At 63.3% G+C, this 23120-nt stretch carries 17 protein-coding genes; 14 read left to right on the top strand and 3 right to left on the bottom strand.

Annotation, left to right across the window (positions count from 1 at the left end; genetic code table 11):
* Positions 1 to 5: 5 nt before the first annotated feature.
* Together mnmA and rnhA are read right to left on the bottom strand one after the other, a co-directional pair.
* A complete protein-coding gene (gene mnmA, locus B5G03_RS12330; RefSeq protein WP_087181995.1) occupies positions 6 to 1076 on the bottom strand; it encodes a tRNA 2-thiouridine(34) synthase MnmA in 1071 nt (356 codons plus the stop codon).
* A gap of 33 nt (positions 1077 to 1109) precedes the next feature.
* Entirely contained in the window at positions 1110 to 1559 is a 450-nt protein-coding gene (gene rnhA, locus B5G03_RS12325) for a ribonuclease HI (protein ID WP_087181994.1), read from the bottom strand.
* A gap of 524 nt (positions 1560 to 2083) precedes the next feature.
* On the opposite strand from rnhA, the gene B5G03_RS12320 reads away from it, so the two are divergent.
* The 8 genes from B5G03_RS12320 (at position 2084) to B5G03_RS12285 (ending at position 13169) form a co-directional block, all read left to right on the top strand.
* On the top strand, positions 2084 to 3916 hold the full coding sequence (locus B5G03_RS12320) for a ribonuclease J (protein WP_087181993.1): 1833 nt from the start codon (positions 2084 to 2086) through the stop codon (positions 3914 to 3916).
* A gap of 28 nt (positions 3917 to 3944) precedes the next feature.
* Positions 3945 to 5930 carry a DHH family phosphoesterase gene (locus B5G03_RS12315; protein ID WP_087181992.1) on the top strand — a complete coding sequence of 662 codons (1986 nt, stop codon included), beginning with the start codon at positions 3945 to 3947 and terminating at the stop codon, positions 5928 to 5930.
* Between the two features lie 72 nt (positions 5931 to 6002).
* Positions 6003 to 6446 carry a 50S ribosomal protein L9 gene (gene rplI / locus B5G03_RS12310; RefSeq protein ID WP_087181991.1) on the top strand — a complete coding sequence of 148 codons (444 nt, stop codon included), beginning with the start codon at positions 6003 to 6005 and terminating at the stop codon, positions 6444 to 6446.
* A gap of 155 nt (positions 6447 to 6601) precedes the next feature.
* Positions 6602 to 7999, top strand: a complete 1398-nt coding sequence (dnaB, locus tag B5G03_RS12305) for a replicative DNA helicase (RefSeq protein WP_087181990.1) — start codon at positions 6602 to 6604, stop codon at positions 7997 to 7999.
* Complete coding sequence (gene tilS / locus B5G03_RS12300) at positions 7989 to 9374, top strand: tRNA lysidine(34) synthetase TilS (RefSeq protein WP_087181989.1); 1386 nt, start codon at positions 7989 to 7991, stop codon at positions 9372 to 9374. Before dnaB ends, tilS begins: the two co-directional genes overlap by 11 nt.
* A gap of 7 nt (positions 9375 to 9381) precedes the next feature.
* Positions 9382 to 9927, top strand: coding sequence for a hypoxanthine phosphoribosyltransferase (gene hpt, locus B5G03_RS12295; RefSeq protein ID WP_087181988.1), 546 nt, complete (start codon positions 9382 to 9384; stop codon positions 9925 to 9927).
* A 62-nt stretch (positions 9928 to 9989) separates the two neighbouring features.
* Positions 9990 to 12158 (top strand): ATP-dependent zinc metalloprotease FtsH, encoded by a 2169-nt coding sequence (gene ftsH / locus B5G03_RS12290; RefSeq protein WP_087181987.1) that lies wholly within the window; start codon positions 9990 to 9992, stop codon positions 12156 to 12158.
* A gap of 21 nt (positions 12159 to 12179) precedes the next feature.
* Complete coding sequence (locus tag B5G03_RS12285) at positions 12180 to 13169, top strand: hypothetical protein (RefSeq protein ID WP_087181986.1); 990 nt, start codon at positions 12180 to 12182, stop codon at positions 13167 to 13169.
* A gap of 83 nt (positions 13170 to 13252) precedes the next feature.
* On the opposite strand, the gene B5G03_RS12280 is transcribed toward B5G03_RS12285, so the two are convergent.
* The gene (locus B5G03_RS12280) at positions 13253 to 13954 is read right to left on the bottom strand and encodes a DUF6199 family natural product biosynthesis protein (RefSeq protein WP_087181985.1); all 702 of its coding nucleotides are present in this window, start codon (positions 13952 to 13954) and stop codon (positions 13253 to 13255) included.
* 314 nt (positions 13955 to 14268) lie between these two features.
* On the opposite strand from B5G03_RS12280, the gene B5G03_RS12270 reads away from it, so the two are divergent.
* The 6 genes from B5G03_RS12270 (at position 14269) to B5G03_RS12245 (ending at position 23050) form a co-directional block, all read left to right on the top strand.
* On the top strand, positions 14269 to 16245 hold the full coding sequence (locus B5G03_RS12270) for a DNA gyrase/topoisomerase IV subunit B (RefSeq protein WP_087181983.1): 1977 nt from the start codon (positions 14269 to 14271) through the stop codon (positions 16243 to 16245).
* 18 nt (positions 16246 to 16263) lie between these two features.
* Positions 16264 to 18513, top strand: coding sequence for a DNA gyrase subunit A (locus tag B5G03_RS12265; RefSeq protein WP_087181982.1), 2250 nt, complete (start codon positions 16264 to 16266; stop codon positions 18511 to 18513).
* A 91-nt stretch (positions 18514 to 18604) separates the two neighbouring features.
* A complete protein-coding gene (gene secG / locus B5G03_RS12260) occupies positions 18605 to 18856 on the top strand; it encodes a preprotein translocase subunit SecG (protein ID WP_058967158.1) in 252 nt (83 codons plus the stop codon).
* Positions 18857 to 18944: 88 nt separating this feature from the next.
* Entirely contained in the window at positions 18945 to 21041 is a 2097-nt protein-coding gene (gene rnr / locus B5G03_RS12255) for a ribonuclease R (protein WP_087181981.1), read from the top strand.
* A gap of 145 nt (positions 21042 to 21186) precedes the next feature.
* Positions 21187 to 22362 (top strand): MFS transporter, encoded by a 1176-nt coding sequence (locus tag B5G03_RS12250; RefSeq protein ID WP_087181980.1) that lies wholly within the window; start codon positions 21187 to 21189, stop codon positions 22360 to 22362.
* A gap of 4 nt (positions 22363 to 22366) precedes the next feature.
* A complete protein-coding gene (locus B5G03_RS12245; protein ID WP_087181979.1) occupies positions 22367 to 23050 on the top strand; it encodes a cyclic nucleotide-binding domain-containing protein in 684 nt (227 codons plus the stop codon).
* The last annotated feature ends 70 nt before the right edge of the window (positions 23051 to 23120 follow it).

The raw sequence follows: 23120 nt of genomic DNA, 5'->3' as shown, positions 1-23120 counted from the left end.
GAAAATCAGTCCAGAATCTGGTCGATGAAGCCGCCGCCCAGTACCAGGCCGCCGCCGTAGAACACGGCGCTCTGGCCGGGAGCGGGCGCACGGGCAGGCTCTTCAAAGCGCACGGTGCCTTCGCCGTCGTAATGGCAGGGCACAGGCTTCGCGGCGCTGCGGATCTTCACCAGGTAATCCCCGGCGGGCAGTTCGCCCCCGGCGGCGCAGCACACGTCCCGCAGGGTCATGCCGGAAAAGAACTCCTCACCGGCCCAGCCCAGCTCCACGTCGCCGTTTTCCCGGATGGCCTTCACGAAGGCGGGCTTGCCCAGCGCCAGGCCCAGGCCCTTGCGCTGGCCCAGGGTGTAGTGCATCACGCCCTTGTGGGGGCCCAGGTCCTTCCCGTCCGGTGCGATGAAGCGGCCGGGCTTATCCTCCAGGCCCCGGCCCCGGATGAAGGCGGCGTAGTCGCCGTCCGGAATGAAGCAGATCTCCATGCTGTCCGGGCTGTCGGCACAGGGCAGGCCCAGGTCACGGGCGATCTGGCGGATGTCCTCCTTCTCGAACTCACCCAGCGGCAGGCACAGGCGGGAAAGAATGTCCTGACCCAGGCGGTAGAGCATGTAGCTCTGGTCCCGGGCCACGCTGGCGGGCTGAGCAATGTGGTACTGCCCGGCGGCAGTCTGCTCCACCCGGGCGTAATGGCCGGTGGCAATGAAGGGAATGCCCAGCTCGTCGGCACGGGCAGCCAGCAGCTTGAACTTCACCGTGGGGTTGCACAGCACGCAGGGGTTGGGGGTGCGCCCGGCACAGTATGCCTGGCAGAAGGGCTCCACCACCTGGCGCTCGAACTCCTCGCCCGCCTCAATGACCTCCAGCGGAATGCCCAGGGCGGCGGCTGCCTTGCGGGCCTCCTCCACCGCCTTGTCGTGGGCGGGGGAGAAGCGAATCACCGCGCCGGTCACCGCGAAGCCCTGCTCCCGCAGAATGTGCACGCACACCGCGGAATCCACCCCGCCGGACACGCCCACCAGCACCTTGTCCTGCTTTTCAAAGGTGGAAAAATCGTTGCCGGGGAATAAAATATCGCTCATAATTGTTGCTCCTTATTGTGTTCTGAGCCGCCGTCAGGCCTGGCGGCCGCCATATTTCTTGCTCTGCTCCACCGCCAGCCGGTCGCAGCGCTCGTTCTCCGGGTGACCGGCGTGACCCTTGATCCATTTGTAGTGGATCACATGCCCCTCGCACAGGTCCAAAAGACGGCCCCACAGGTCCGGATTGAGGGCGGGGGATTTGTCGCTCTTTTTCCAGCCCCGGGCTCGCCAGCCCTTGGCCCAGCCCTTTTCCAGTCCGTCGATCACATATTTGGAATCGCTGCACAGGGTGATCTCGCAGGGCTCCTTCAGCTGCTCCAGCGCCCGGATGAAGGCGGTGAGCTCCATGCGGTTGTTGGTGGTCTCGGCCTCGCCGCCGGAGAGCTCCTTTTCAAATTGTTTATAGCGCAGCACCGCGCCCCAGCCGCCGGGGCCGGGGTTGCCGCTGCAGGCGCCGTCGGTAAAAATCTCGATCTGTTTCATTGCTGTCCTCCTGCCCGCGCACAAGGGCGGGCGTTCTGTTCCGGGCATGCCTTGTTGTCAACAAATAACCGGTCAACGCCCAATGGCATTATTATACCGGGTTTGACCGTTGGCGGCAAGTGTAAGCGGGCCGGACCCTGCCCATACTTGGGGCAACACCACACAATTCACGGCGGCTGCCTGGGGCGTGCTTTGCCGCCTGGAATTGTGCGGGATTGCCTTGGAAAAAGCCCCACCCGGATTATTTTACCCCGCCCACCCCGCTTTGTTGACAGAAAGCATACAAAGAGGGTATAATAAAACTAACTTTAGGTTGGAGAAGTTTGCCAGCCTTGGCCGAGCAGCGGCCCGTTGCCGCCGCTCTGTGTGCGTGATCCGTCCGGGGCCCGGTCGCATTGAACAAATGGACCCGTCGTGCCCAACACCACAAGCATTTACAAACTGAACCATCGTGCGCCCGGCCGTTTTTGCATCGGAAAGGAAAACGGGCTTTTCCGGCGTACGCAATTTTACGGAGGAGATCTATGACTCAACAGAAAACTGCAAAGGAAAAAGAACCCAAAAAACCGCGCGCTGCCCATAAGCCGGCCGCGCCCAAGGCCGAGAACGCGGGTGCGCAGCAGCCTGCCCAGCGCCGCCGCCCCTTCTATTCCCGAAGCCGCAAGCCTGCTGCCAAGAACCACGCCAAGCAGGAAGAGGCTGTGCCGGTGCACATCATCCCCCTGGGAGGTCTGGGCGAAGTGGGCAAGAACATCACCCTGTATGAATGCCAGGGCGATATGATGATCGTGGACTGCGGCCTGGTCTTCCCGGACAGCGACATGTTCGGCATCGACCTGGTCATCCCGGACTTTACCTATGTGGTGCAGAACAAGGATAAGATCAAGGGCGTGGTCATCACCCACGGCCACGAGGACCACATCGGCGCGCTGCCCTACCTGCTCAAGCAGGTGAACCTGCCCATCTACGCCACCAAGCTGACCATCGGCCTGATCAAGAACAAGCTGGAAGAGCACAATCTGCTGGGCCGCACCAAGCTGGTGGAGATCCATCCCCGCCACAAGTTCAAGCTGGGCTGCTTCACCATCGAGCCCATCCATGTGAACCACTCCATCCCGGACGCAGTGGCCCTGGCCATCGACTGCCCCGCGGGCGTGATCATCCAGACCGGCGACTTCAAGATCGACTACACCCCGCTGTCTGCCGGGCCCACCGACCTGGTGACCATTGCGGAATACGGCAAGAAGGGCGTGCTGGCCCTGCTGAGCGATTCCACCAACGCCGAGCGGCCGGGCTTCACCGCCACCGAGCACAAGGTGGCCGACAGCTTCGCCAACCTGTTCCGCCGGGCGGACAAACAGCGCATCATCATTGCCACCTTCGCCTCCAATATCTACCGGGTGCAGCAGATCATCGATCTGGCGGTGGAAAACGGCCGTAAGGTGGCGGTGTCCGGCCGGAGCATGGCCAACAACACCCAGATGGCCCTGGAGCTGGGCTACCTGCATGCCCCGGAGGGCGTGCTCATCGACCTGGAGCAGATCAACAAATATCCGCCGGAGCAGATCGTGCTGATCACCACCGGCAGCCAGGGCGAGCCGCTGAGCGCCTTGTCCCGCATGGCCAGCGCCAGCCACCGCAACGTGCGGGTGGGCCCCGGCGACTTCATCATCATCTCCGCCACCCCCATCCCCGGCAATGAAAAGATGGTCACCAAGGTGGTGAACGGTCTGCTGCTGCTGGGCGCGGAGGTGATTTATGAATCCATGTACGATGTGCATGTGTCCGGCCACGCCTGCCAGGAGGAGCAGAAGCTGGTGCTCACGCTGGCAGCGCCCAAGTACTTCCTGCCGGTGCACGGCGAGTACAAGCAGCTGAAAAAGCATGCCATCACCGCCGAAAAGCTGGGAATCCCCCCGAAGAACATCCACATCGCCGAGATCGGCCAGGACATCATCCTCTCGGCCGACGGTCTTTCCACCGGCGAGCCGGTGCCTGCGGGCGCCGTGATGGTGGACGGCCTGGGCGTGGGCGACGTGGGCAACGTGGTCCTGCGGGACCGCCGTCATCTGTCCGAGGACGGTCTGGTCATCGTGGTGGCTACCGTGAATTCCCGCACCGGCCAGGTCATGGCCGGGCCGGACCTGGTCTCCCGCGGCTTTGTGTATGTGCGTGAGAGCGAGCAGCTGATGGATGAGGCACGCCGTCTGGTGACCCAGTGCTTCGAGAAGTGCGCCGCCGAGAATGTGCGGGACTGGAACAGCGTGAAGACCCGCGTGCGGGAAGTGCTGTCCTCCTACATCTACCGCAAGACCAAGCGCAGCCCCATGATCCTGCCCATCCTCATGGAGGTCTGACCCCAAACGCAAAGGAGGCTGTTGGGCCATGGATCTGAAACCCCGTTTCACACTGGAGGTCTTCGCCGGCGGGCTGGTGGTGTTGTGTGCGTTGCTGGCCGCTCTGGTGGGCCTGATGAAGCCGCGGCTGCTCTGGGTGCTGATTCCTCTGGTGGCTCTGGTGGCGCTGGCGGTGCTGCTGCTGGCACGGCGGATGCGCCGGGGACTTGCCCGGGTGCTGCAGTGCGAGAGCTTTGAAAACAGCCAGGCCCAGCTGAGCCTGGGCGCGCTGGCATTGCCGGTGGCGCTGCTCAGCGGCAAGACCCTGGTGTGGTACAACACCCCATTCCGTCAGCGTATCCTGGCGGACGAGGACCGGCTGCTTGCTCCGGTGGGCAAGGTGCTCTGCGGGCTGGACCTGCACCAGTGCGGCGAGCCTGCGGGCCAGGTGCTGGAGCACGAGGGCCGCAAATATAATATTTTTGCGTCGGCCACCGCTGGGAGGGAAGCGCTCACCGTGCTTTACCTGGTGGACGAGACCGACCTGCGCCAGCGGGCGGCGGAATACGACGCCACCCGCCCGGCGTATATGATCATCGAGATCGACGCCTACGCCGAGCAGCTGGCCGAGCTGAAGGACTCGGAAAAGGCCCGGGTGCTGGAAGGCATCAACCGGGTGCTGGAAACCTATATCGGCCGCACCACCGGCTTTTTGCAGCGGGTGAGCAACGCCCGCTACATAGCGGTGGTGGAGGAACGCCACATGAAGGAAATGGTGGCGGCAAAATTCGATGTGCTGGACAAGATCCGCGCCCTGGAGGGCGAGGTGAACGTGACGCTGTCCATCGGCGTGGGCCGGGGCGGCGATACCCTGCGCCAGTGCGAGGAGATGGCCCGCCAGTCGCTGGACATGGCCCTGGGCCGTGGCGGCGACCAGGCGGCGGTGAAGACCCCCGAGGGCTTCGCCTTCTACGGCGGCGTGTCCCGCAGCGTGGAAAAGCGCAGCCGGGTCAAGAGCCGCATCGTGGCCAAGGCTTTGTGCGACCTGATCCGCCAGGCGGACAGCGTGCTCATCATGGGCCACCGGATGAGCGATCTGGACTGCGTGGGCGCGGCCATCGGCGTGCTGCGCATCTGCAAAGGGCTGGACGCCCCCGCCGCCATTGTGGTGCGGCGGGAGGCCACGCTGGCCCAGAGCGTTTTGCAGGAGTTCGAGGCCGCGGGCCTGGGCGAGGACTTCATCTCGCCGGAGGTTGCGCTGGACGGCATGACCGACAACACCCTGCTGCTGGTGGTGGATACCCACATCAAGGGCCTGTTGGAAAGCGGCGATATTTACCGCAAATGCCGCCAGGTGGCGGTGATCGACCATCACCGCAAGGCGGTGGGCCATATCGACAACGCGGTGCTGTTCTTCCACGAGCCCTATGCCTCCTCCACCTGCGAGCTGGTGAGCGAGCTGCTGCAGTATGTGGAGGGGCAGCAGTTCCGCCCCACCTCCCTGGAGGCGGAGGCGTTGCTGGCCGGCATCATGCTGGACACCCGCAACTTCGGCATCCACACCGGCGTGCGCACCTTTGAGGCGGCGGCCTACCTGCGCCGCATGGGCGCCATGACCGAGCGGGTGAAGCTGCTGTTCAATTCCAGCTTGCAGGAATACACCGCCAAGTCCAATCTGGTGGAAAACGCCGATATTTATATGGGCTGTGCGGTGTCGGTCTCCGGCGAGCTGCCGCCGGATATGGCGGTGGCGGTGCCCCAGGCGGCCAACGACCTGCTCACCATCCAGGGGGTGGGAGCAAGCTTCGTGGCGGTGCAGCAGGGCAGCGGGGTGAACATCTCGGCCCGCAGCATGGGCGCCGTGAACGTGCAGGTCATTATGGAGCAGCTGGGCGGCGGCGGTCATCTGACCATGGCGGGCGCTCAGATGAAGGATACCACCATCGACGAAGCGGAAAAGCGCATCCGCCAGGCCATTGCCCGCTACCGGCAGGAGCAGGCCGAGGAAGAAGCCCGCTCCGGCAAAAAACGATAAACCCGGCCCCCGCGGCCGGCCAAAATACGCGGCGGTCCAACCAATGCCGCGCACATAAGGAGAGAGATACCAATGAAGGTTATTCTGAAGCAGGATGTGAAGAACATCGGCAAAAAGGACGAGATCCACGAAGTGTCGGACGGCTACGCCCGCAACTTCCTGTTCCCCCGCGGCCTGGCCGCCGAGGCGGACGCCACCGCACTGAACCTGGTGCGCACCAAGAACGAGGCCAAGGAGCATCACGCTGCCGAGGCTCTGGCCGCTGCCCAGCAGCTGGCCGCCACCATCAAGGACAAGACCGTTCTGATCAAGAGCAAGGGCAACGGCGGTCGTCTGTTCGGCAAGATCACCTCCAAGGAGGTGGCCCAGCACCTGAGCCAGATGGTGGGCACCGAGATCGACAAGCGCAAGGTGGAGCTGGAGCGGGACATCAAGGAGTTCGGCACCACCAACGCCACCGTGAAGCTGCACCCCGGCGTGACCAGCACCTTTAAGGTGAAGGTCGAGGAGCAGTAAAAAAGCGGAACTGCTGCGCCCAGTGGGGCGGCCATGGGGAAGAATGGCCCCGAAGGCCGCGCCCGCTGGGCGCTGCTTGCTGAAAGGCAGGCCGCGGCCCAAACCGGCAAAAGCCTGCCCGAAAAACCAACCGTAGCGAAAGGGAACGATGCCTGATGCAGGATACAAATTTTGAGCTGGACAGCATGAATCTGGCCGAGCCGTATAATATGGAAGCGGAGCAGTCGGTGCTGGGCGCCGCTCTGCTGGACAGCGAGCGGGTAATGCCCGCGCTGATCAATACCCTCAAGCCGGAGATGTTCTACTCCCGCCAGAACGCCGAGATCTTCAGCCAGATGGTGGAGCTGTATTCCGGCACCGAGCAGCTGGACGCGGTGACCCTGATCGACGCGGTGGCTTCCACCGGCGTGTTCGAGAGCATGGAGGCCGCCAAGGTCTACATTGCTCGCCTGGGCGAGGTGGTGCCCTCCATCAGCAACTTCTCCGCCTACGCCCGCATCGTGGAGGAGAAGTACCTCACCCGCCAGGTGATGCAGCTGGCCCAGAACATCCTCAAGCAGTCCAGCGCCCAGCCGGACGCGGATATGCTGCTGGAGAGCGTGGAGCAGCGCCTGACCGACATCCGCTCCAACCAGAAGCGGGAGGAGCTGACCAAGCTGTCCGACGCGTTTCTGGAGACCATGGCCACCCTGCAGAAGATCGCGGGCCCCAACAAGGACAAATATGCCGGTATCCCCACCGGCTTTACCTATCTGGATTCCATCCTCACCGGTCTGGGTCGGTCCGACCTGATCATCCTGGCCGCCCGCCCCGGTATGGGCAAGACCAGCTTTGCGCTGAACATCGCCACCAACGTGGCAAAAAAGAGCCACATTCCGGTGGCCATCTTCAGTCTGGAAATGAGTAAGGAGCAGCTGACCAACCGTATCCTCTCGGCTGAGGCCGGTGTGGACAGCCACTCCTTCCGTTCCGGCGCGCTGAGCGGCAACGACTGGGACGACCTGGCCCACGCCATGGACGTGCTGCACGATGTACCTATCTTCATGGACGACACCTCCGGCATCACCATCCCCGAGGTGAAGGCCAAGATCCGCAAGATCAACCAGGACCCGGAGAAGACCCCCATCGGGCTGGTGGTTATCGACTACTTACAGCTGATGACCAGCGGCAAGCGCACCGAGAACCGGGTGCAGGAAATCAGTGATATCACCCGAAACCTGAAAATCATGGCCAAGGAGCTGAACGTGCCGGTCATCGCCCTGTCCCAGCTGTCCCGTGCGGCGGAAAAGAGCAGCGGCCGGTCCGACCACCGACCCCAGCTGTCCGACCTGCGTGACTCCGGTTCCATCGAGCAGGACGCCGACATTGTGCTGTTTTTGTACCGCGAGGGCTACTACACCTCCATGAGCGGCGAGAGCCTGGAGGAGAGCGATTCCAGCACCGCCGAGTGCATCATCGCCAAGAACCGTCACGGCGAGACCGGCAAGGTGGACCTGGGCTGGGACGGCGCGCATACCCGCTTCGTGAACGTGGACTACAACCATGCGGGATGAGTGCAGGCAGCCGCAGGCCTTTGAGGAGCAGGTGCTGGGGAGCATCCACAGTCTGAACCTGCTGCAGCCCGGTGACCGAGTGATCGCGGCGGTGTCCGGCGGGGCGGATTCCATGGCACTTCTGCGCTTTTTCCTGCGTCGGGGCCGGGAGCTGGGCATCACGCTGGAGGCGGCCCATGTGAACCACGGCCTGCGGGACGCGGCGGACGCGGACGAGGCCTTTGTGGCGGAATTCTGCGCAAAAGAAGGCGTGGTGCTCCACTGCCACCGGGCCGGGCGGCAGAGCGAGCGGCGCAGTGAGGAATGGGCAAGGCGGCTGCGCTATGATTTCTTTGAACAGCTGACGAAACAAGACCCGGCGGTGAAGATCGCCACCGCCCACACCCTCACGGACCAGGCGGAAACGCTGTTGTTCCGGCTTGCCCGGGGTACCGGGCTGGCGGGCGCAGCGGGCATCCCGCCGGTGCGGGGGCCGTTCATCCGGCCATTGCTTGAATTGCCCCGCCAGGCCACCGAGGACTATTGCCGGGCCACCGGCACCCCCTTTGTGCTGGACGAGACAAACGCCAGCGATGCATACGCCCGCAACCGGCTGCGCAATCAGGTGCTGCCCCAGCTGGAGCAGATCAACCCGGAGGCCCAGCGAGCGCTGGGGGAATATTGCCGCCGGGCCCAGGGCTGGCTGCAATATTTTCGCCGCCAGGGGGAACACTTGCTGCAAACGGCCCGCTGCGGGGACGGCTGGAGCACGGCAGTGCTGCAAAAGGCGGACCCGGTGCTCCGGGCCGAGGCGCTGCGCTGCCTGGTGGAGGAAAAAACAACCCTGCGCCAGGCGGACCTGCCCAAGCTGGAGGCGCTGATCGCGGGGAGCAGCCGTGCGGCTCAGCTGGCGGGCGGCGTGCGCATCGAGCGGTGCGCCGGGGTGCTGCGCTGGGCGCAGAGCACCGAAGAGCAGCCCGCTCCGCCACAGCCTGCCGAGCCGGGGGAATACCGGCTGCCCGGCGGCTACCGGCTGCGGCTGGAGCTGGCGGAAGGCGAAGAATGTGAACAAATCAAAAAATTTGCCGGGGGCCGGAAAAAGGGCTTAAACAATTGTGTGGATTATGATAGAATAAGGAGTAGTTTGTCTCTGCGTACCCGCCAGCCGGGCGACCGGTTCCAGCCGGAGGGGCGCAGCGGTAGCAAGAGCCTGAAAAAATACTTCAACGAGGCGGGAATTCCCGGTGCACAGCGTGCGCTGGCGCCCCTTCTGGCCCAGGGCAGTCAGGTGGTCTGGCTGTGGGGCGGTGGCGTGGCCCAGGGGTTTGCCCCCACAAGCGCCACCAGCCGTATCCTGGTGATCCGCCCGCTGGAACCAAGCGACAAGGAGCAGTGAATTAACAATGAGTCAGAGCAACGATATCCTGCAGGTATTACTCACCGAAGAGCAGCTGAAAGCCAAGTGCGCCGAGATGGGTGCCCAGATCACCAAGGACTACCAGGGCAAGAACCTGCTGCTGGTCACCGTGCTGAAGGGCGCGGTGGTCTGCCTGGCCGACCTGATGCGCTGCATCGATCTGCCCTGCGCCATCGACTTCATGGTCGTTTCCTCTTACGGCAGCGGCGTGAAGACCAGCGGCGTGGTGAAGATCGTGAAGGACCTGGATCAGGACCTGTCCGGCAAGGACATCCTGATCGTGGAGGACATTCTGGACTCCGGCATGACCCTGAGCTATTTGAAGGGCCTGCTGCAGGGCCGCAACCCCGCCAGCATCCGCATTGCCACCCTGCTGGATAAGCCCAGCCGCCGCAAGGTTGACCTGCAGGCGGACTATGTGGGCTGTGAGGTGCCGGACGAGTTCGTGGTGGGCTATGGCCTGGACTACGACGAAAAGTACCGCAACCTGCCCTATGTGGGCATTCTCAAGCCCGAAGTGTACACCAAATAACATGCGCACGGGGGCGCGAAGCAACGGCCGAAACGCGGCCGGGCTCCCGTGCGGAATAGGAGATGAAGTCTTTGCAGCGTAAACCAAAATTCAACGGCATGATCATCGTCGTGCTGCTGGCGCTGAGCGTGTTGGCTCTGAATCTGTGGAGCCTGATGAACACCTCCACCACCACCATGAGCTACTCCCGGGTGCTCAGCTACTTCCAGTCCCAGCAGGTGGTCGGTTTCGAAATGGACCTGAACACCGGCGACATTAAGCTGGCTCTGGTGGAGGGCGACGTGGAGCTGCCCTCCAATGCGGTGGATACCGGCAAGCAGCCCGCCACCCGCGGCCAGCTGACCCAGGGCGGCATGTTTGATCTGATCCGCAGCCAGAGCCAGAGCGCCACCGGCGCCAAGGAGACCGTGGACCGGCTGCCCAGCGGCGAGGGCATCTGGCAGGTGGAATACCGCGTGCCCTATTTCAGCATTTTCTACGAAGAGGTGCAGCCCTACGTCCAGGCCTACAACGAGGCCCATCCGGACGCCCCCATGTATCAGGACTACACCCCGGTGAAGAGCAGCGTGCCCATCTGGGACATCATGATGATGGTGGTCATGGTGGGCAGCATGATCTTCATTTTCTACGTGATGTTCAAGGGCAACCAGGGCGGCAACATCATGAACGTGGGCCGCGCCAAGGTGAAGGACCAGAACGACGACAAGCGCAAGACCACCTTTGCAGATGTGGCCGGTGCGGATGAGGAAAAGGCCGAGCTGGAAGAGATCGTGCAGTTCCTCAAAAACCCCGGCCAGTTCAACAGCCTGGGCGCCCGCATCCCTCACGGCGTGCTGCTGGTGGGCCCTCCGGGTACCGGTAAGACCCTGCTGGCCCGTGCCTGCGCAGGCGAGGCGGGCGTGCCCTTCTACTCCATCTCCGGTTCCGATTTCGTGGAGATGTATGTGGGCGTGGGCGCCTCCCGTGTGCGCGATCTGTTCGACAAGGCAAAGAAGACCGCGCCCAGCATCATTTTCATCGACGAGATCGACGCGGTGGGCCGCCAGCGCGGCACCGGTCTGGGCGGCGGTCATGACGAGCGCGAGCAGACTTTGAACCAGATGCTGGTGGAGATGGACGGCTTCGGTGCAAACGAGGGCGTCATCGTCATCGCGGCCACCAACCGGGCCGACATCCTGGATCACGCGCTGCTGCGCCCCGGCCGGTTCGACCGTCAGGTCTATGTGGGCCTGCCGGACGTGAAGGGCCGCGAGGAGATCCTGAAGGTACACACCCGCAAGAAGCCGCTGGCTCCCGATGTGAACCTGAAGACCATCGCCCAGTCCACCGCCGGTTTCGCCGGTGCGGACCTGGAAAACCTGGTGAACGAGGCGGCCCTGCTGGCTGCCCGCCGGGGCAAGAAGGCCATCACGGAAAAGGAGATCGAGGAAGCCTCCATCAAGGTGGTGGCCGGCCCCGAGAAGAAGAGCCGTGTGGTCACCGAGAAGGAGAAAAAGCTCACCGCGTACCACGAGGCAGGCCACGCCATCACCAGCTGGTTCTGCCCCACCAACGATCCGGTGCATCAGATCAGCATCATTCCCCGCGGCCAGGCGGGCGGCTACACCATGTACCTGCCCGACAAGGACGCCAGCTATGTGACCAAAACCGCCATGCAGGAGCGCATTGTGAGCCTGCTGGGCGGCCGTGTGGCCGAGAGCCTGGTGCTGGACGATATCTCCACCGGCGCGTCCAACGACCTGGAGCGCGCCACCCAGACCGCCCGCAGCATGGTCACCCGCTACGGCTTCTCCGAGCGGCTGGGCCCTGTGGTGTACGGTTCCGACCCGGAGGAGACCTTCCTGGGCCGTGATTTCAGCCAGGGCAAGGGCTATTCCGATTCCATTGCCGCCGAGATCGACAGCGAGATCCGCGACATCGTGGACGAAGCCTACGAGAGAGCTCGCCGCATCCTGAGCGACAACATGGATAAGCTGCATGTGGTGGCCGCCGAGCTGATCAAACGGGAGAAGCTGTCCGGCGAGGAGTTCAAGACCCTGATGGAGGGCGGCACCCTGCCCGAGACCGAGCAGCCCGCCCCGGCGGCAGCACCCGCTGAGCCGGTGCAGCCCGCGGAGCCTGCCCAGGCCGCAGAGCCTGCTGAGCCCGCCCAGCCTGCCGAGACCGCTGAGACCGCCGAGCCTCTGCCGGAGCAGCCGGACCAGGGCGAGAAGCCCGAGGGCTCCCTGTAACAGGAAAGGAGTAACGCTCTTATGGAAGAGAATTTCGACCTTTTGGCCCAATCCCGCGCCAACTATTACACCAAGGGCAGCCCCATTCAGTTCGTGAAGGTGGAGCTGCTGAAGGGCGACCAGAGCGGCGACATCGCGGTCTGCCTGTCCTTTAAAAACATTTCCAGCCAGCCGGTCACCGGCCTGCTGGTGGAGTTCAAGTGCAAGGACCGCACTGGCACCGTGGTCTGCCAGGACCGGTTTGAGTACCAGGGCCTGAACGCTGCCAATGGCCAGATCTTCGGCTCGGACGACGCGGTCTACATCAGCCAGTCTCCGGTGGGCAGCGTGGAGGTGGACCTGCTCCAGGCCTACCTGGCCGACGGCACCGCTCTGGACTTGACCGGCTATGTGCGCACCCGCCTGCCCGCGCCGAAAAAGCTGCCGGAGGACCTGGCCAGAAAGCTGAGCGAGCGCACCGGCAAAGAGGGGCTGCAGTTTGTGCCCCAGGTGCTGGATCAGGGCTGGTACTGCGCCTGCGGCGCCTTCCATCCCCGCGAGGAGAGCGGCGTGTGGTGCAGCGAGTGCGGCTCCGACCGCATTCTGCTGCAGAACACCCTGTCCAGCATGCTGCAGGCGGCACAGACCGCCCAGCAGCCCGCGGCGGACCAGCAGCCCACCCGCATGGTGCCCCCGGTTCGCCCGGAGGAGCCCACCCGCGCGGTGCCTCCGCTGCGCAACCAGCCGGACCCCAGCTATGATGTGCCCCCGCTGCATCCCGATGAAGAGGACGACGCGGACATGACCCTGGCCGATGACCGGGGCCGCGGCCATTATTCCGCTCCCCGCGGCTACAAGGCCGCCCGGGACCTGTACGAGGAAGAGGACGGCTACGAGGAGGAGTACGAGGAGTACGACGACGAGGAGATGGACCCCCGGGACGTGATCGCAGAAAAGATCATCCGCTGGGCCCCGCCCATCACTGCCGTTCTGTGCGCCATCGTGGCTCTGATCGGCTTTTTGCTGGCCTGATACCCGCTGAACGACCAAAACAAAAAGACCTTCCGCATTGCAAGCCGCAGTGCGGAAGGTCTTTCTTTCGCTGTGGAACCGGTTCAGTGCATGAACAGGCTGGCTCCCACGCAGTACAGCATGGCCAGCACCAGAACCACCCGGCCAAACTTCTGACCGGCACGGTACCAGTCGCTGGGCTCTCCGCCGTCCACTTCCAGGCCGTGGCGCATCAGGAAGAAGTTGGGGAAGCGGATGTCCACCGCAAGGCAGGCGGCCAGCAGTAGAAGGGGCAGCAGGAACATGGGGCTGCCAAAGGTCTCGCACCGGTCCGATACCGCCCAGGTGTAGAGCTGGTTGCGGCTGGGAAATTCCGGCGGCGGTTCTTGCGGACCCACATGAATCTGCACGATCTCATCCAGGTCAAAATCGCCCGCTGTGTCGGTCAGCATGTACCAATCCCCCATGGAATGGGCCTGGCCGGTAAAGGTCAGGGTTCCGTCTTCATAAATTTGGGTGGAAAAGCCGTCCGAGCCGAGCAGCACCCGGTAGTTTCGGGTCTCACCGTTCAAGGTGAAGGAAAGCGCGGCTTCGCTTTCGCTCTGTTCCATCCGCAAAGTGCAGGCGGCTCGGTAGTCCTGCCCGGAAAACACCCCCGCCTGCCGCCGGGCCAGGAAGATCCCGTCGTACCAGTAGCCGGGGCGGAAGAGGGCCCAGAAATAAAGCGCCAGCAGCAGGGCGGCCAGCACGGCACCGGCGGCGAGAAGAGGCTTTTTGCGGCGTATCATCCACTGAGGAAACGTCATGAGAAATCATCCTTTCACGGTGAAGATGGAAGGGGAAATCTGCTCTGCCCTCATGATACCATGCCCGCATTTTTGCCGCAAGGGCAGGGAGAAAAAGGCCGCCGAGCAGCCGCCCGGCGGCCCGCAAACGGCCCGGCAGAGCGCCCTGCCGGGCCCGGCGCGCCTTGACATTTTCCGGCGGGGCGTGGTTAAATAATATGGTATGCATTCAAGAACGTAAGAAAATCCCCGGTGCGCGAGGGCTTGCCTTCGACACAGACAGGCGGGGAAAACGGGGGACAGAAGCCCCCAAAACCAACAGGAGGTAGAACAGGTTGGCCAAAAAACAGGAATATGGCAACGACAGTATTTCCAGCCTGAAAGGCGCGGACCGGGTGCGCAAACGCCCTGCCGTTATCTTTGGCTCGGACGGCGTGGAGGGCTGTGCCCATTCCATCTTCGAGATCCTTTCCAACTCCATCGACGAGGCCCGCGAGGGCTACGGTGAGAAAATTCTGCTCACCCGCTTTGCGGACGGCAGCATCCAGGTGGAGGATTTTGGCCGGGGCATCCCGGTGGACTATAACCCCAAGGAGCAGCGCTACAACTGGGAGCTGGTGTTCTGCGAGATGTACGCCGGCGGCAAGTACTCTGCCGGGGAGGACAACTACGAATATTCTCTGGGACTGAACGGCCTGGGTCTGTGCGCTACCCAGTATGCCAGCGAGTGGATGACCGCCGACATTTACCGGGACGGCTTCCACTATCATCTGGACTTCAAGCAGGGTGAGCCTGCGGGCGAGATGGTGAAGGAGCCCTTCAAGGGCCGCCGCACCGGCAGCGTCATCCGCTGGAAGCCGGACACGCAGGTGTTCACCGACGTGAACGTGCCCACCGAATATTTCACCGACACCATGAAGCGGCAGGCGGTGGTCAATGCGGGCCTGGACCTGATCTTCGTGGACCAGACCGGACCGGAAAAGCAGACCATCGAGTTCCGCTATGAAAAGGGCATCGAGGACTATGTGAACGAGACCGTGGGCCTAGATTACATCACCCCCACCCGCTTTTGCGAGTCCACCGCCACCGGCCGGGACCGGGAGGACCAGCCGGACTACCGGGTGAAGATGAGCGCCGCCTTCTGCTTCTCCAACAAGGTGCAGATGCTGGAATACTATCATAACTCCAGCTGGCTGGAGCACGGCGGCAGCCCGGACCGTGCGGTGCGCACCGCCTTCGTGAACCAGATCGATAACTTTTTAAAGACCAAGGGCCTGTACAAAAAGAACGAGAGCAAGATCACCTTCGCCGACGTACAGGACTGCCTGGTGTATGTGTCCAGCACCTTCTCCACCCGCACCAGCTACGAGAACCAGACCAAGAAGGCCATCACCAACAAGTTCGTGGCCCAGGCTATGACCGAGTTCCTGAAGCACAATCTGGAGGTGTACTTCCTGGAGAACCCGGAAGAGGCCCAGAAGATCTGCCAGCAGGTGCTCATCAACAAGCAGAGCCGCGAGCATGCGGAAAAGACCCGCCAGAGCATCAAAAAGACGATGACCAGCCAGATCGACATCGCCAACCGGGTGCAGAAGTTCGTGGACTGCCGCACCAAGGACGTGAGCCGCCGCGAGCTGTACATCGTGGAGGGTGATTCCGCCATGGGCGCGGTCAAGACCAGCCGGGACTCCGAGTTCCAGGGCATCATGCCGGTGCGCGGCAAGATTCTGAACTGCCTGAAGGCGGACTATGACCGCATTTTCAAATCCGACATCATCACCGATCTGATCAAGGTGCTGGGCTGCGGCGTGGAGCTGGGCGGCAAGGCCAAAAAGGACCTGGCCACCTTCAACCTGGACAACCTGCGCTGGAACAAGGTGGTCATCTGTACCGACGCCGACGTGGACGGTTACCAGATCCGCACCCTGATCCTGACCATGCTCTACCGGCTTACCCCCACCCTGATCAACGAGGGCTACGTGTATATCGCCGAAAGCCCGCTGTACGAGATCAACACTAAAAACAAGACCTACTTTGCCTACACCGAGCCGGAAAAGGCGAACATCCTTTCCCGCATCGGCAAGGAGAAGTATACCATCCAGCGCTCCAAGGGTCTTGGTGAGAACGACCCGGAGATGATGTGGCTCACCACCATGAACCCGGAAAGCCGCCGCCTCATCAAGGTGAACCCGGAGGACGTGGAGCACACCGCCGCCGTGTTCGACCTGCTGCTGGGCGACAACCTGGCCGGCCGTAAGGAGCACATCGCCCAGCACGGCGTGGAATACCTGGACGATTTGGATCTTTCGTAAGGGGAGGAGAGAAGAGCAATGGCAAAAAAACAGACCAAACGCGCCGCCCCCGCCCGGCCCCAGCTGGGCGATAACGTGGAGATCCTGGACGCGGGCGTTGTGATCCAGAGTCCCATCACCGAGACCCTGGAAAAGAACTACATGCCCTACGCCATGAGCGTCATCGTCTCCCGCGCACTGCCGGAGATCGACGGCTTCAAGCCCGCTCACCGCAAGCTTTTGTACACCATGTACGGCATGGGCCTGCTGAAAGGCGCCCGCACCAAGAGCGCCAACATCGTGGGCAGCACCATGCACCTGAACCCCCACGGCGACGCGGCCATCTACGAGACCATGGTGCGCATGGGCCGGGGCAACGAGAGCCTGCTGGTGCCCTTTGTGGATTCCAAGGGTAACTTCGGCAAGGCCTACAGCCGCGACATGGCCTACGCCGCCAGCCGATACACCGAAGCCAAGCTGGAGGCGGTGTGCGAGGAGCTGTTCCGGGACATCGACAAGGATACCGTGGACTTTGTGCCCAACTACGACGGCACCACCACCGAGCCCACCCTGCTGCCGGTGACCTTCCCCACCATTCTGGCCAACAACACCCTGGGCATCGCCGTGGGCATGGCCTCCAACATCTGTTCCTTCAATCTGTCGGAGCTGTGCGAGACCACCGTGGCCCTGATGCGCCACCCGGATCATGACCTGCTCAGCACCATGCCCGCCCCGGATTTTGTGGGCGGCGGTGAGATTCTTTACAATGAGGCCGAGCTGCGCAAGATCTACGAGACCGGCCGCGGCAGTGTGCGGGTGCGCGCCCAGTACCGCTACGAGAAGGACGGCAACATGCTGGAGATCACCCGCATCCCGCCCACCACCACGGTGGAAGCGGTGATGGACAAGATCGCCGAGCTGGTGAAGGCCGGAAAGATCAAGGAAATCAGCGACATGCGCGACGAGACCGACCTGCACGGCCTCAAGCTGACCATCGACCTGAAGCGCGGCCAGGACCCGGACAAGCTGATGCAGAAGCTGTTCCGCACCACCCCCCTGGAGGACAGCTTCGCCTGCAACTTCAACCTGCTCATCGGCGGCCAGCCCCGTGTGCTGGGTGTGCGGCAGATTCTGAACGAGTGGGTGGCCTTCCGTGTGGAATGTGTGCGCCGCCGCACCTATCACGACCTGCAGGGCAAGCAGAAGCGTCTGCACCTGCTGAAAGGCCTGGAGGCCATTCTGCTGGACATCGACAAGGCCATCCGCATCGTGCGGGAGACCGAGGAGGACGCCGAGGTGGTGCCCAACCTGATGATCGGCTTCGGCATCGACGAGACCCAGGCCGAGTACGTGGCCGAGATCAAGCTGCGCCATCTGAACCGGGAATACATCCTCAAGCGCACCCAGGAGATCGCCGACCTGGAGGCCGAGATCGCCCGCCTGGAGGACATTCTGAAATCCGAGGCCAAGATCCGCCGCATCATCATCGAGGAGCTGAACGCGGTGGCCAAGAAATACGGTCAGCCCCGCCGCTGCCAGATTCTGTACGACGTGGAGACCGCGGACTCCGCCGCCGAGGAGGAGAGCCTGCCGGATTACCCGGTCACTGTCTTCTTCACCCGGGAGGGCTACTTCAAAAAGATCACCCCCCAGTCGCTGCGCATGAGCGGCGAGCAGAAGCTCAAGGAAGGCGACGAGGTGGTACAGCAGATCGAGACCCGCAACGACGCCTGGCTGCTGTTCTTCACCGACCAGCGGCAGGTGTACAAGTGCCGCGCGGCCGATTTTGCAGACACTAAGGCCAGCGTGATGGGCGAGTTCGTGGCGGCCAGCCTGGGCATGGACGAGGGCGAGCTGCCGGTCTACATGGCAGTCACCCTGGATTACAAGGGCTACATGCTGTTTGCTTACGCCAACGGCAAGTTCGCCAAGATCCCCATGAACAGCTACGCCACCAAGCAGAACCGCAAAAAGCTGCTCAAGGCCTACAGCGACAAGGAGCAACTGGCCTGTATGGTGCAGCTGCCTGAGGAGACCGAGCTGGCCGTTCGCACCAGCGGCGGCCGGATGCTGTTGGCCCACACCACCCAGATCGCCGAAAAGCAGACCCGCGACACCGCGGGCGTGGCGGTGATCACCCTGAAGAAGAACCAGCACATCGAATGGGTCAAGCCCGCCGGTGAGCTGGAGCTGGCCAACCCCCACCGCTACCGGGTGCGCAGCCTGCCCGCCGCAGGCGCTCTGGTGCGGGAAGAGGACGTGGCCGAGCAGCTGCAGCTGGGCCAGTAAAACCGGGTAAAACCCTTGCATTTTGCGGGTCTGTGTGGTATCATCATACTTGCATATTAGCGTGTATAAAAAGCGGAGGAGCGTTTACACTATGAGTATCATCGAGATCATCAGCGGTGTCGTGCTGATTCTGGCCGCCATCGTGATCGTATTTTTGACCCTGTCCCAGGAGTCCAAGGGCCGCGGCCTGTCCGGCGCCATTGCCGGTGAGGGCGGCATGATGGAAGCCGGCCGTACCCGTGCCAAGGACGTGAAGCTCGCCAAGTACACCAAGATCGTGGGCATCGTTTTCTTTGTTGTCATGATCGCGGTCAGCGTGCTGAGCGTTATGAGCATGAACTAACAAGCAAGAGGGCCCGCATTGTGCGGGCCCTTTTTGTCTGCACGGTCCTGTGCAAGGGGCGCAGGGCTCAGAGAGGGAGGGAAGCGTCATGTCCATTCGATCCAAGATCCTGCGGGAGCTGGAGAAAAAGCCCAGACGTCTCAAAGAATTGAAGGACAAGCTGGGCAACGACAAAAAGGTGAAGCAGACGGTGGAAGAGCTGCAGAAAAAGGGCAAGATCCGCCAGAAGAGCGGCGCCTATTTCCTGGCGAAGGATGCCAAAGCCGAGGGCACGCTGGAGTGTGTGCTGGTCAAGCTGGGGCCCAGCTTCGGTTTTGCCGCGCCGGAAAACGACCAGAAGGGCGATATCTTCATCCCCGGCCGGGCGCTGAGCGGCGCGCTGCCCGGCGACCGGGTGCTGGTGAAGCTGTTCGACAAACCCAAGGTGCCCGGCTCCCGGGAGGGTGAGATCCTGGCTGTGGTGCAGCCCCGCAAGGATTTTGTGGGAACTGTGATCCGGGAGAAGGAGCGGCTGTATTTTCTGCCGGATGAATGCCCCTTCGTGCGCCTGCAGGTGAAAAAGAGCGCCGCGGGCGGCGCGTCGGACGGCGATAAGGCGGCGGTGGAGCTGCTGAGCCGGGGCGAGGATTATGAGGACCACCGGGTGGGCGTGGCGCTGCGCTTCGGCAGTGCCCAGGCTGCCAAGAACTGCGCCAAGGCTCTGCTGTACGCCGCCGGAGTGGACCGGCACTTCCCCGAAAAGGTGAAGGCCGAGGCCCGCAAGCTGGAGGGCATCCAGTCCTCGGACCTGAAAAAGCGCACCGACCTGCGCAGCTGGCCCATCTTCACCATCGACGCCGCCTCCACCAAGGACATCGACGACGCTATCTCGCTGATGGCAGTGGAAAACGGCTGGGAGCTGGGGGTACACATCGCGGATGTGAGCCATTATGTAAAGCCGGGCAGCGAGCTGAACAAGGAGGCCATGCGCCGGGGCACCTCCATCTATTACGCGGACAGCGTGATCCCAATGCTGCCCCGTCAGCTCTCCAACGGGTTGTGCAGCCTGAATCCGGGCGAGGACCGGCTGGCCTTCTCCTGCATCATGCAGCTGACCGAGGATGGCCAGCTGCGGGACTTCCGGTTTGAAAAGACCGTGATCCGCAGCCGGGTCAAGGGCGTTTACAGCGAGCTGAACCAGCTGCTGGCCGGGGAGGAGACCCCCGAGCTGGCGGAAAAATACGAGGAAGTATGGTCCCAGCTGCCTTTGATGCAAAAGCTCTACGAGCAGCGGGCGAAGCTGCGCAGCGAGCGGGGCGGCATTGAGCTGGAGACCGAGGAGGCCAAGCTGCAGCTGGATGAGGACGGCCGCTGCGTGGGCATCCAGCGGCGCAGCCGCGGGGTGACCGAGTGCATGATCGAGGAGTTCATGCTGCTGGCCAACCAGTGCGCGGCCCAGCTGGCCCGCCGCAATCAGCTGCCCTTCCTCTACCGGGTACACGAGGCCCCCAATCCGGAGCGGGTGGAGCGGCTGACCGGTATGCTGCGGGTCTGCGGCCTGCCGGACCACTTTTCCGGCGAAGCGCCCACCCAGAAGGAGCTGGCCGCCCTGCTGGATTCCACCCGCGGCACCGACCTGCAGCCGGTGGTGCACACCGGCGTGCTGCGGGCCATGGCCAAGGCCTGCTACGAGCCGGAGCCCAAGGGCCATTACGGCCTGGCGCTGGAGGATTACACCCACTTCACCAGCCCCATCCGCCGGTATCCGGACCTGGCCATCCACCGCATCCTCAGCGACTGGCTGGGCGGCACCAGCCTGGAGGAGCTGAACCGGCGCTACGCTTGGTTTGCCCGGGAGGCCAGCATCCGGTCCAGCGCCTGCGAGGTGGCGGCCATGCAGCTGGAGCGCTCCACCGAGGCCTGCTACAAGGCGGAATACATGCACGCCCATCTGGGCGAGGTGTTCGAGGGCGTGGTCTGCGGCGTGGCGCCCCAGGGCATCTATGTGGAGCTGGAAAACACCGTGGAGGGCCTGGTGCACGCTGAGAGCATCTGCAAGGGCGAGCCCCAGTTGATCGAATCCATGCGATTGAAGGACCCGGTGAGCGGTCGTCAGTGGAGCCTGGGCGACCGGGTGCGTGTCCGGGTGGACCGGGCGGACGTGGCCCTGGGCCGGGTGGATTTCTCTCTGGAAGAAACTGAGTAACCCCAAACGCGGGCGGACCAGACAGGCCCGCCCGTTTTCTGTGACGGATGTCCTGCCCGGCAGCGCGCCGGTCATGATACAATAAAGCATACGCGGCGGCAAGCAAGCTGCCGGTCCACCCATCCCCAACAAAGGAGAAGCATTGATGAAGCGTACCCCCTTGAAGGTGGCCATCGGGGCCATCTGTTTTGTGAATCTGCTGTACATGATCCCGTCGGTGGCGGTGTCCGGCATGGTGGCCGCCTTCCCGGACCAGCCCCAGAACACGGTGCTTTTGCTGCTCACGCTGCCCAACCTGACCGGCATCGCGGGCATCGTGGCCGAGCCCTGGCTGGAACAGCGGTTCAGCCGCCGCCAGCTTTCCATCACGGCGCTGGCCGTGTTCTTCGTGTCGGGCCTTGTGAGCTTTGTGCTGCGGGAAAACCTGCCCGCCCTGATCGCCGCCAGCATGGTCATGGGCGCGGCCTACGGCATGCAGGCCACCCTTTATCCGCTGCTGGTGAACGACGGCTTTGAGGGCGAGGAGCGCAGCCGGGTGATGGGTATGGTCACCGGCATGCTGCAGCTGGGCCGGGTGGCCGCCACACTGGTGGGCGGCATGCTGGCCCGCCAGGGCTGGTACAACGTGTATCTGTGCTTTCTGGCGGTGCTGGTTCCGCTGGTTCTGGCGGTGCTGTTCCTGCCCAAGAAAAGCCACAGCGAAGAAGGCCCCAAAGAGGACGGCGATTGGTTCAGCCTGTCCGGCGCGGTGCGTCTGGCGGTGGAGGGCTTTGCCTTCGCGGCGCTGTTTTATATGGTGAACACCCACCTTTCCCTGTACGTGGAGGGCTACGGCCTGGGCGATACCGCCCTCACCGGCGTGATCAGCGCGGTGGGCTGCGTGCTGGCGGGGCTGATCTCCACCGTTTTTGCCTGGTTTGAGCGCCACACCGGCCGCTTTACCATGACCTGGGCCTTCGGTATTCTGGGCGCGCTGTATCTGGCGGGCGGTTTGTGGATCAGCCTGCCCGGCGCGGTGCTGTGCGTGGCGGGCGCGTTTTTGGGCATGGGCCTTTTCAGCCCCAACCTGATGCTGGGCTTCTCCCGCTGTGCGGGACCCCGCCGTCTGGCTGCCGTCACCGCGGCGGTGCTCACGGTGGTGAACGTGGGATATTTCGCGTCGCCCTATATCACCGGTTTTCTGGCAGGCTTTGTGGGCGAAAGCCCGGCGGACGTGTTCCGGGTCGCCGGAGTGTTGGGCCTTGCCTGCGCGCTGGGCTCGGCGCTGGCCAGCCGCAAGCCTCAGGCTCCGCTGCAGGCCGCTCAACAAAAAGCGAGGTAAGAAGATGGAAAACAAGCAGGACCGGCTGGAACAATACTGGAAGCAGCTGGAGGACTTCGGGCTGGAGCGGAGCGACTACCCGGACGCCCGCCTGCGTCAATACCGGCGGGGGGAATTCCTCTGCCGTCAGGGCTGCCCCATGGAGGAGCTGCTCTTCGTGGTGGAGGGCCGGGTGAAGGTGTGCGCCGTCACCCCGGCGGACAAGACCCTGCTGTTCTGCTACAACGGGCCCGGCACCCTGGTGGGCGAGGTGGAGCTGATGACCGGCGAGGCCGTCACCACCAGTCTGCAGGCGGACGGCACCGTGCGCTGTGTGGCGCTGCCCATGAAAAAATACGCTGCCAGCCTGCGGGGGAACATCCGGTTTATGAATCGGGTGGCCCACATGCTGGCCCAGATCGTGGCCCGCAACGCGGTGAACGACACCTTCAACATCCTTGCTCCGCTGGAAGCCAGGCTGCGGGCCTACATCGCCCACAGCCAGCGCCAGGGCGTATTTGCAGGCCGTCTCACCGAGACCGCCGAATATCTGGGCGTGAGCTACCGGCACCTTTTGCGCACCATGAACGACCTGTGCGCCCGGGGCATCCTGGAAAAGACCCGGGGCAGCTACCGCATCCTGCAGCCGCTGGAGCTGGATCGGGAGCAGGAGACAGGGGAGTGGAGCGTTCCCCGCACCAAAGAGTAACGAAGAAACGCCGCGTGCTTTGTGTTTTGCAAAGCGCGCGGCGTTATTTTTTTGTATGGGGATGGAATCG

Source organism: Gemmiger sp. An50 (genome assembly GCF_002161595.1).
Classification (GTDB): Bacteria; Bacillota; Clostridia; order Oscillospirales; family Ruminococcaceae; genus Allofournierella.
Note: the sequence above shows the minus strand (reverse complement) of the source record. Positions and strands in the feature narration are given on the sequence as shown.

Bases quoted from the DNA above. Each gene is read 5' to 3' on its own strand.
- mnmA (WP_087181995.1), bottom strand. From the start codon at position 1,076: ATGAGCGATATTTTATTCCCCGGCAACGATTTTTCCACCTTTGAAAAG.
- rnhA (WP_087181994.1), bottom strand. From the start codon at position 1,559: ATGAAACAGATCGAGATTTTTACCGACGGCGCCTGCAGCGGCAACCCC.
- B5G03_RS12320 (WP_087181993.1), top strand. From the start codon at position 2,084: ATGACTCAACAGAAAACTGCAAAGGAAAAAGAACCCAAAAAACCGCGC.
- B5G03_RS12315 (WP_087181992.1), top strand. From the start codon at position 3,945: ATGGATCTGAAACCCCGTTTCACACTGGAGGTCTTCGCCGGCGGGCTG.
- rplI (WP_087181991.1), top strand. From the start codon at position 6,003: ATGAAGGTTATTCTGAAGCAGGATGTGAAGAACATCGGCAAAAAGGAC.
- dnaB (WP_087181990.1), top strand. From the start codon at position 6,602: ATGCAGGATACAAATTTTGAGCTGGACAGCATGAATCTGGCCGAGCCG.
- tilS (WP_087181989.1), top strand. From the start codon at position 7,989: ATGCGGGATGAGTGCAGGCAGCCGCAGGCCTTTGAGGAGCAGGTGCTG.
- hpt (WP_087181988.1), top strand. From the start codon at position 9,382: ATGAGTCAGAGCAACGATATCCTGCAGGTATTACTCACCGAAGAGCAG.
- ftsH (WP_087181987.1), top strand. From the start codon at position 9,990: ATGAAGTCTTTGCAGCGTAAACCAAAATTCAACGGCATGATCATCGTC.
- B5G03_RS12285 (WP_087181986.1), top strand. From the start codon at position 12,180: ATGGAAGAGAATTTCGACCTTTTGGCCCAATCCCGCGCCAACTATTAC.
- B5G03_RS12280 (WP_087181985.1), bottom strand. From the start codon at position 13,954: ATGACGTTTCCTCAGTGGATGATACGCCGCAAAAAGCCTCTTCTCGCC.
- B5G03_RS12265 (WP_087181982.1), top strand. From the start codon at position 16,264: ATGGCAAAAAAACAGACCAAACGCGCCGCCCCCGCCCGGCCCCAGCTG.
- secG (WP_058967158.1), top strand. From the start codon at position 18,605: ATGAGTATCATCGAGATCATCAGCGGTGTCGTGCTGATTCTGGCCGCC.
- rnr (WP_087181981.1), top strand. From the start codon at position 18,945: ATGTCCATTCGATCCAAGATCCTGCGGGAGCTGGAGAAAAAGCCCAGA.
- B5G03_RS12250 (WP_087181980.1), top strand. From the start codon at position 21,187: ATGAAGCGTACCCCCTTGAAGGTGGCCATCGGGGCCATCTGTTTTGTG.
- B5G03_RS12245 (WP_087181979.1), top strand. From the start codon at position 22,367: ATGGAAAACAAGCAGGACCGGCTGGAACAATACTGGAAGCAGCTGGAG.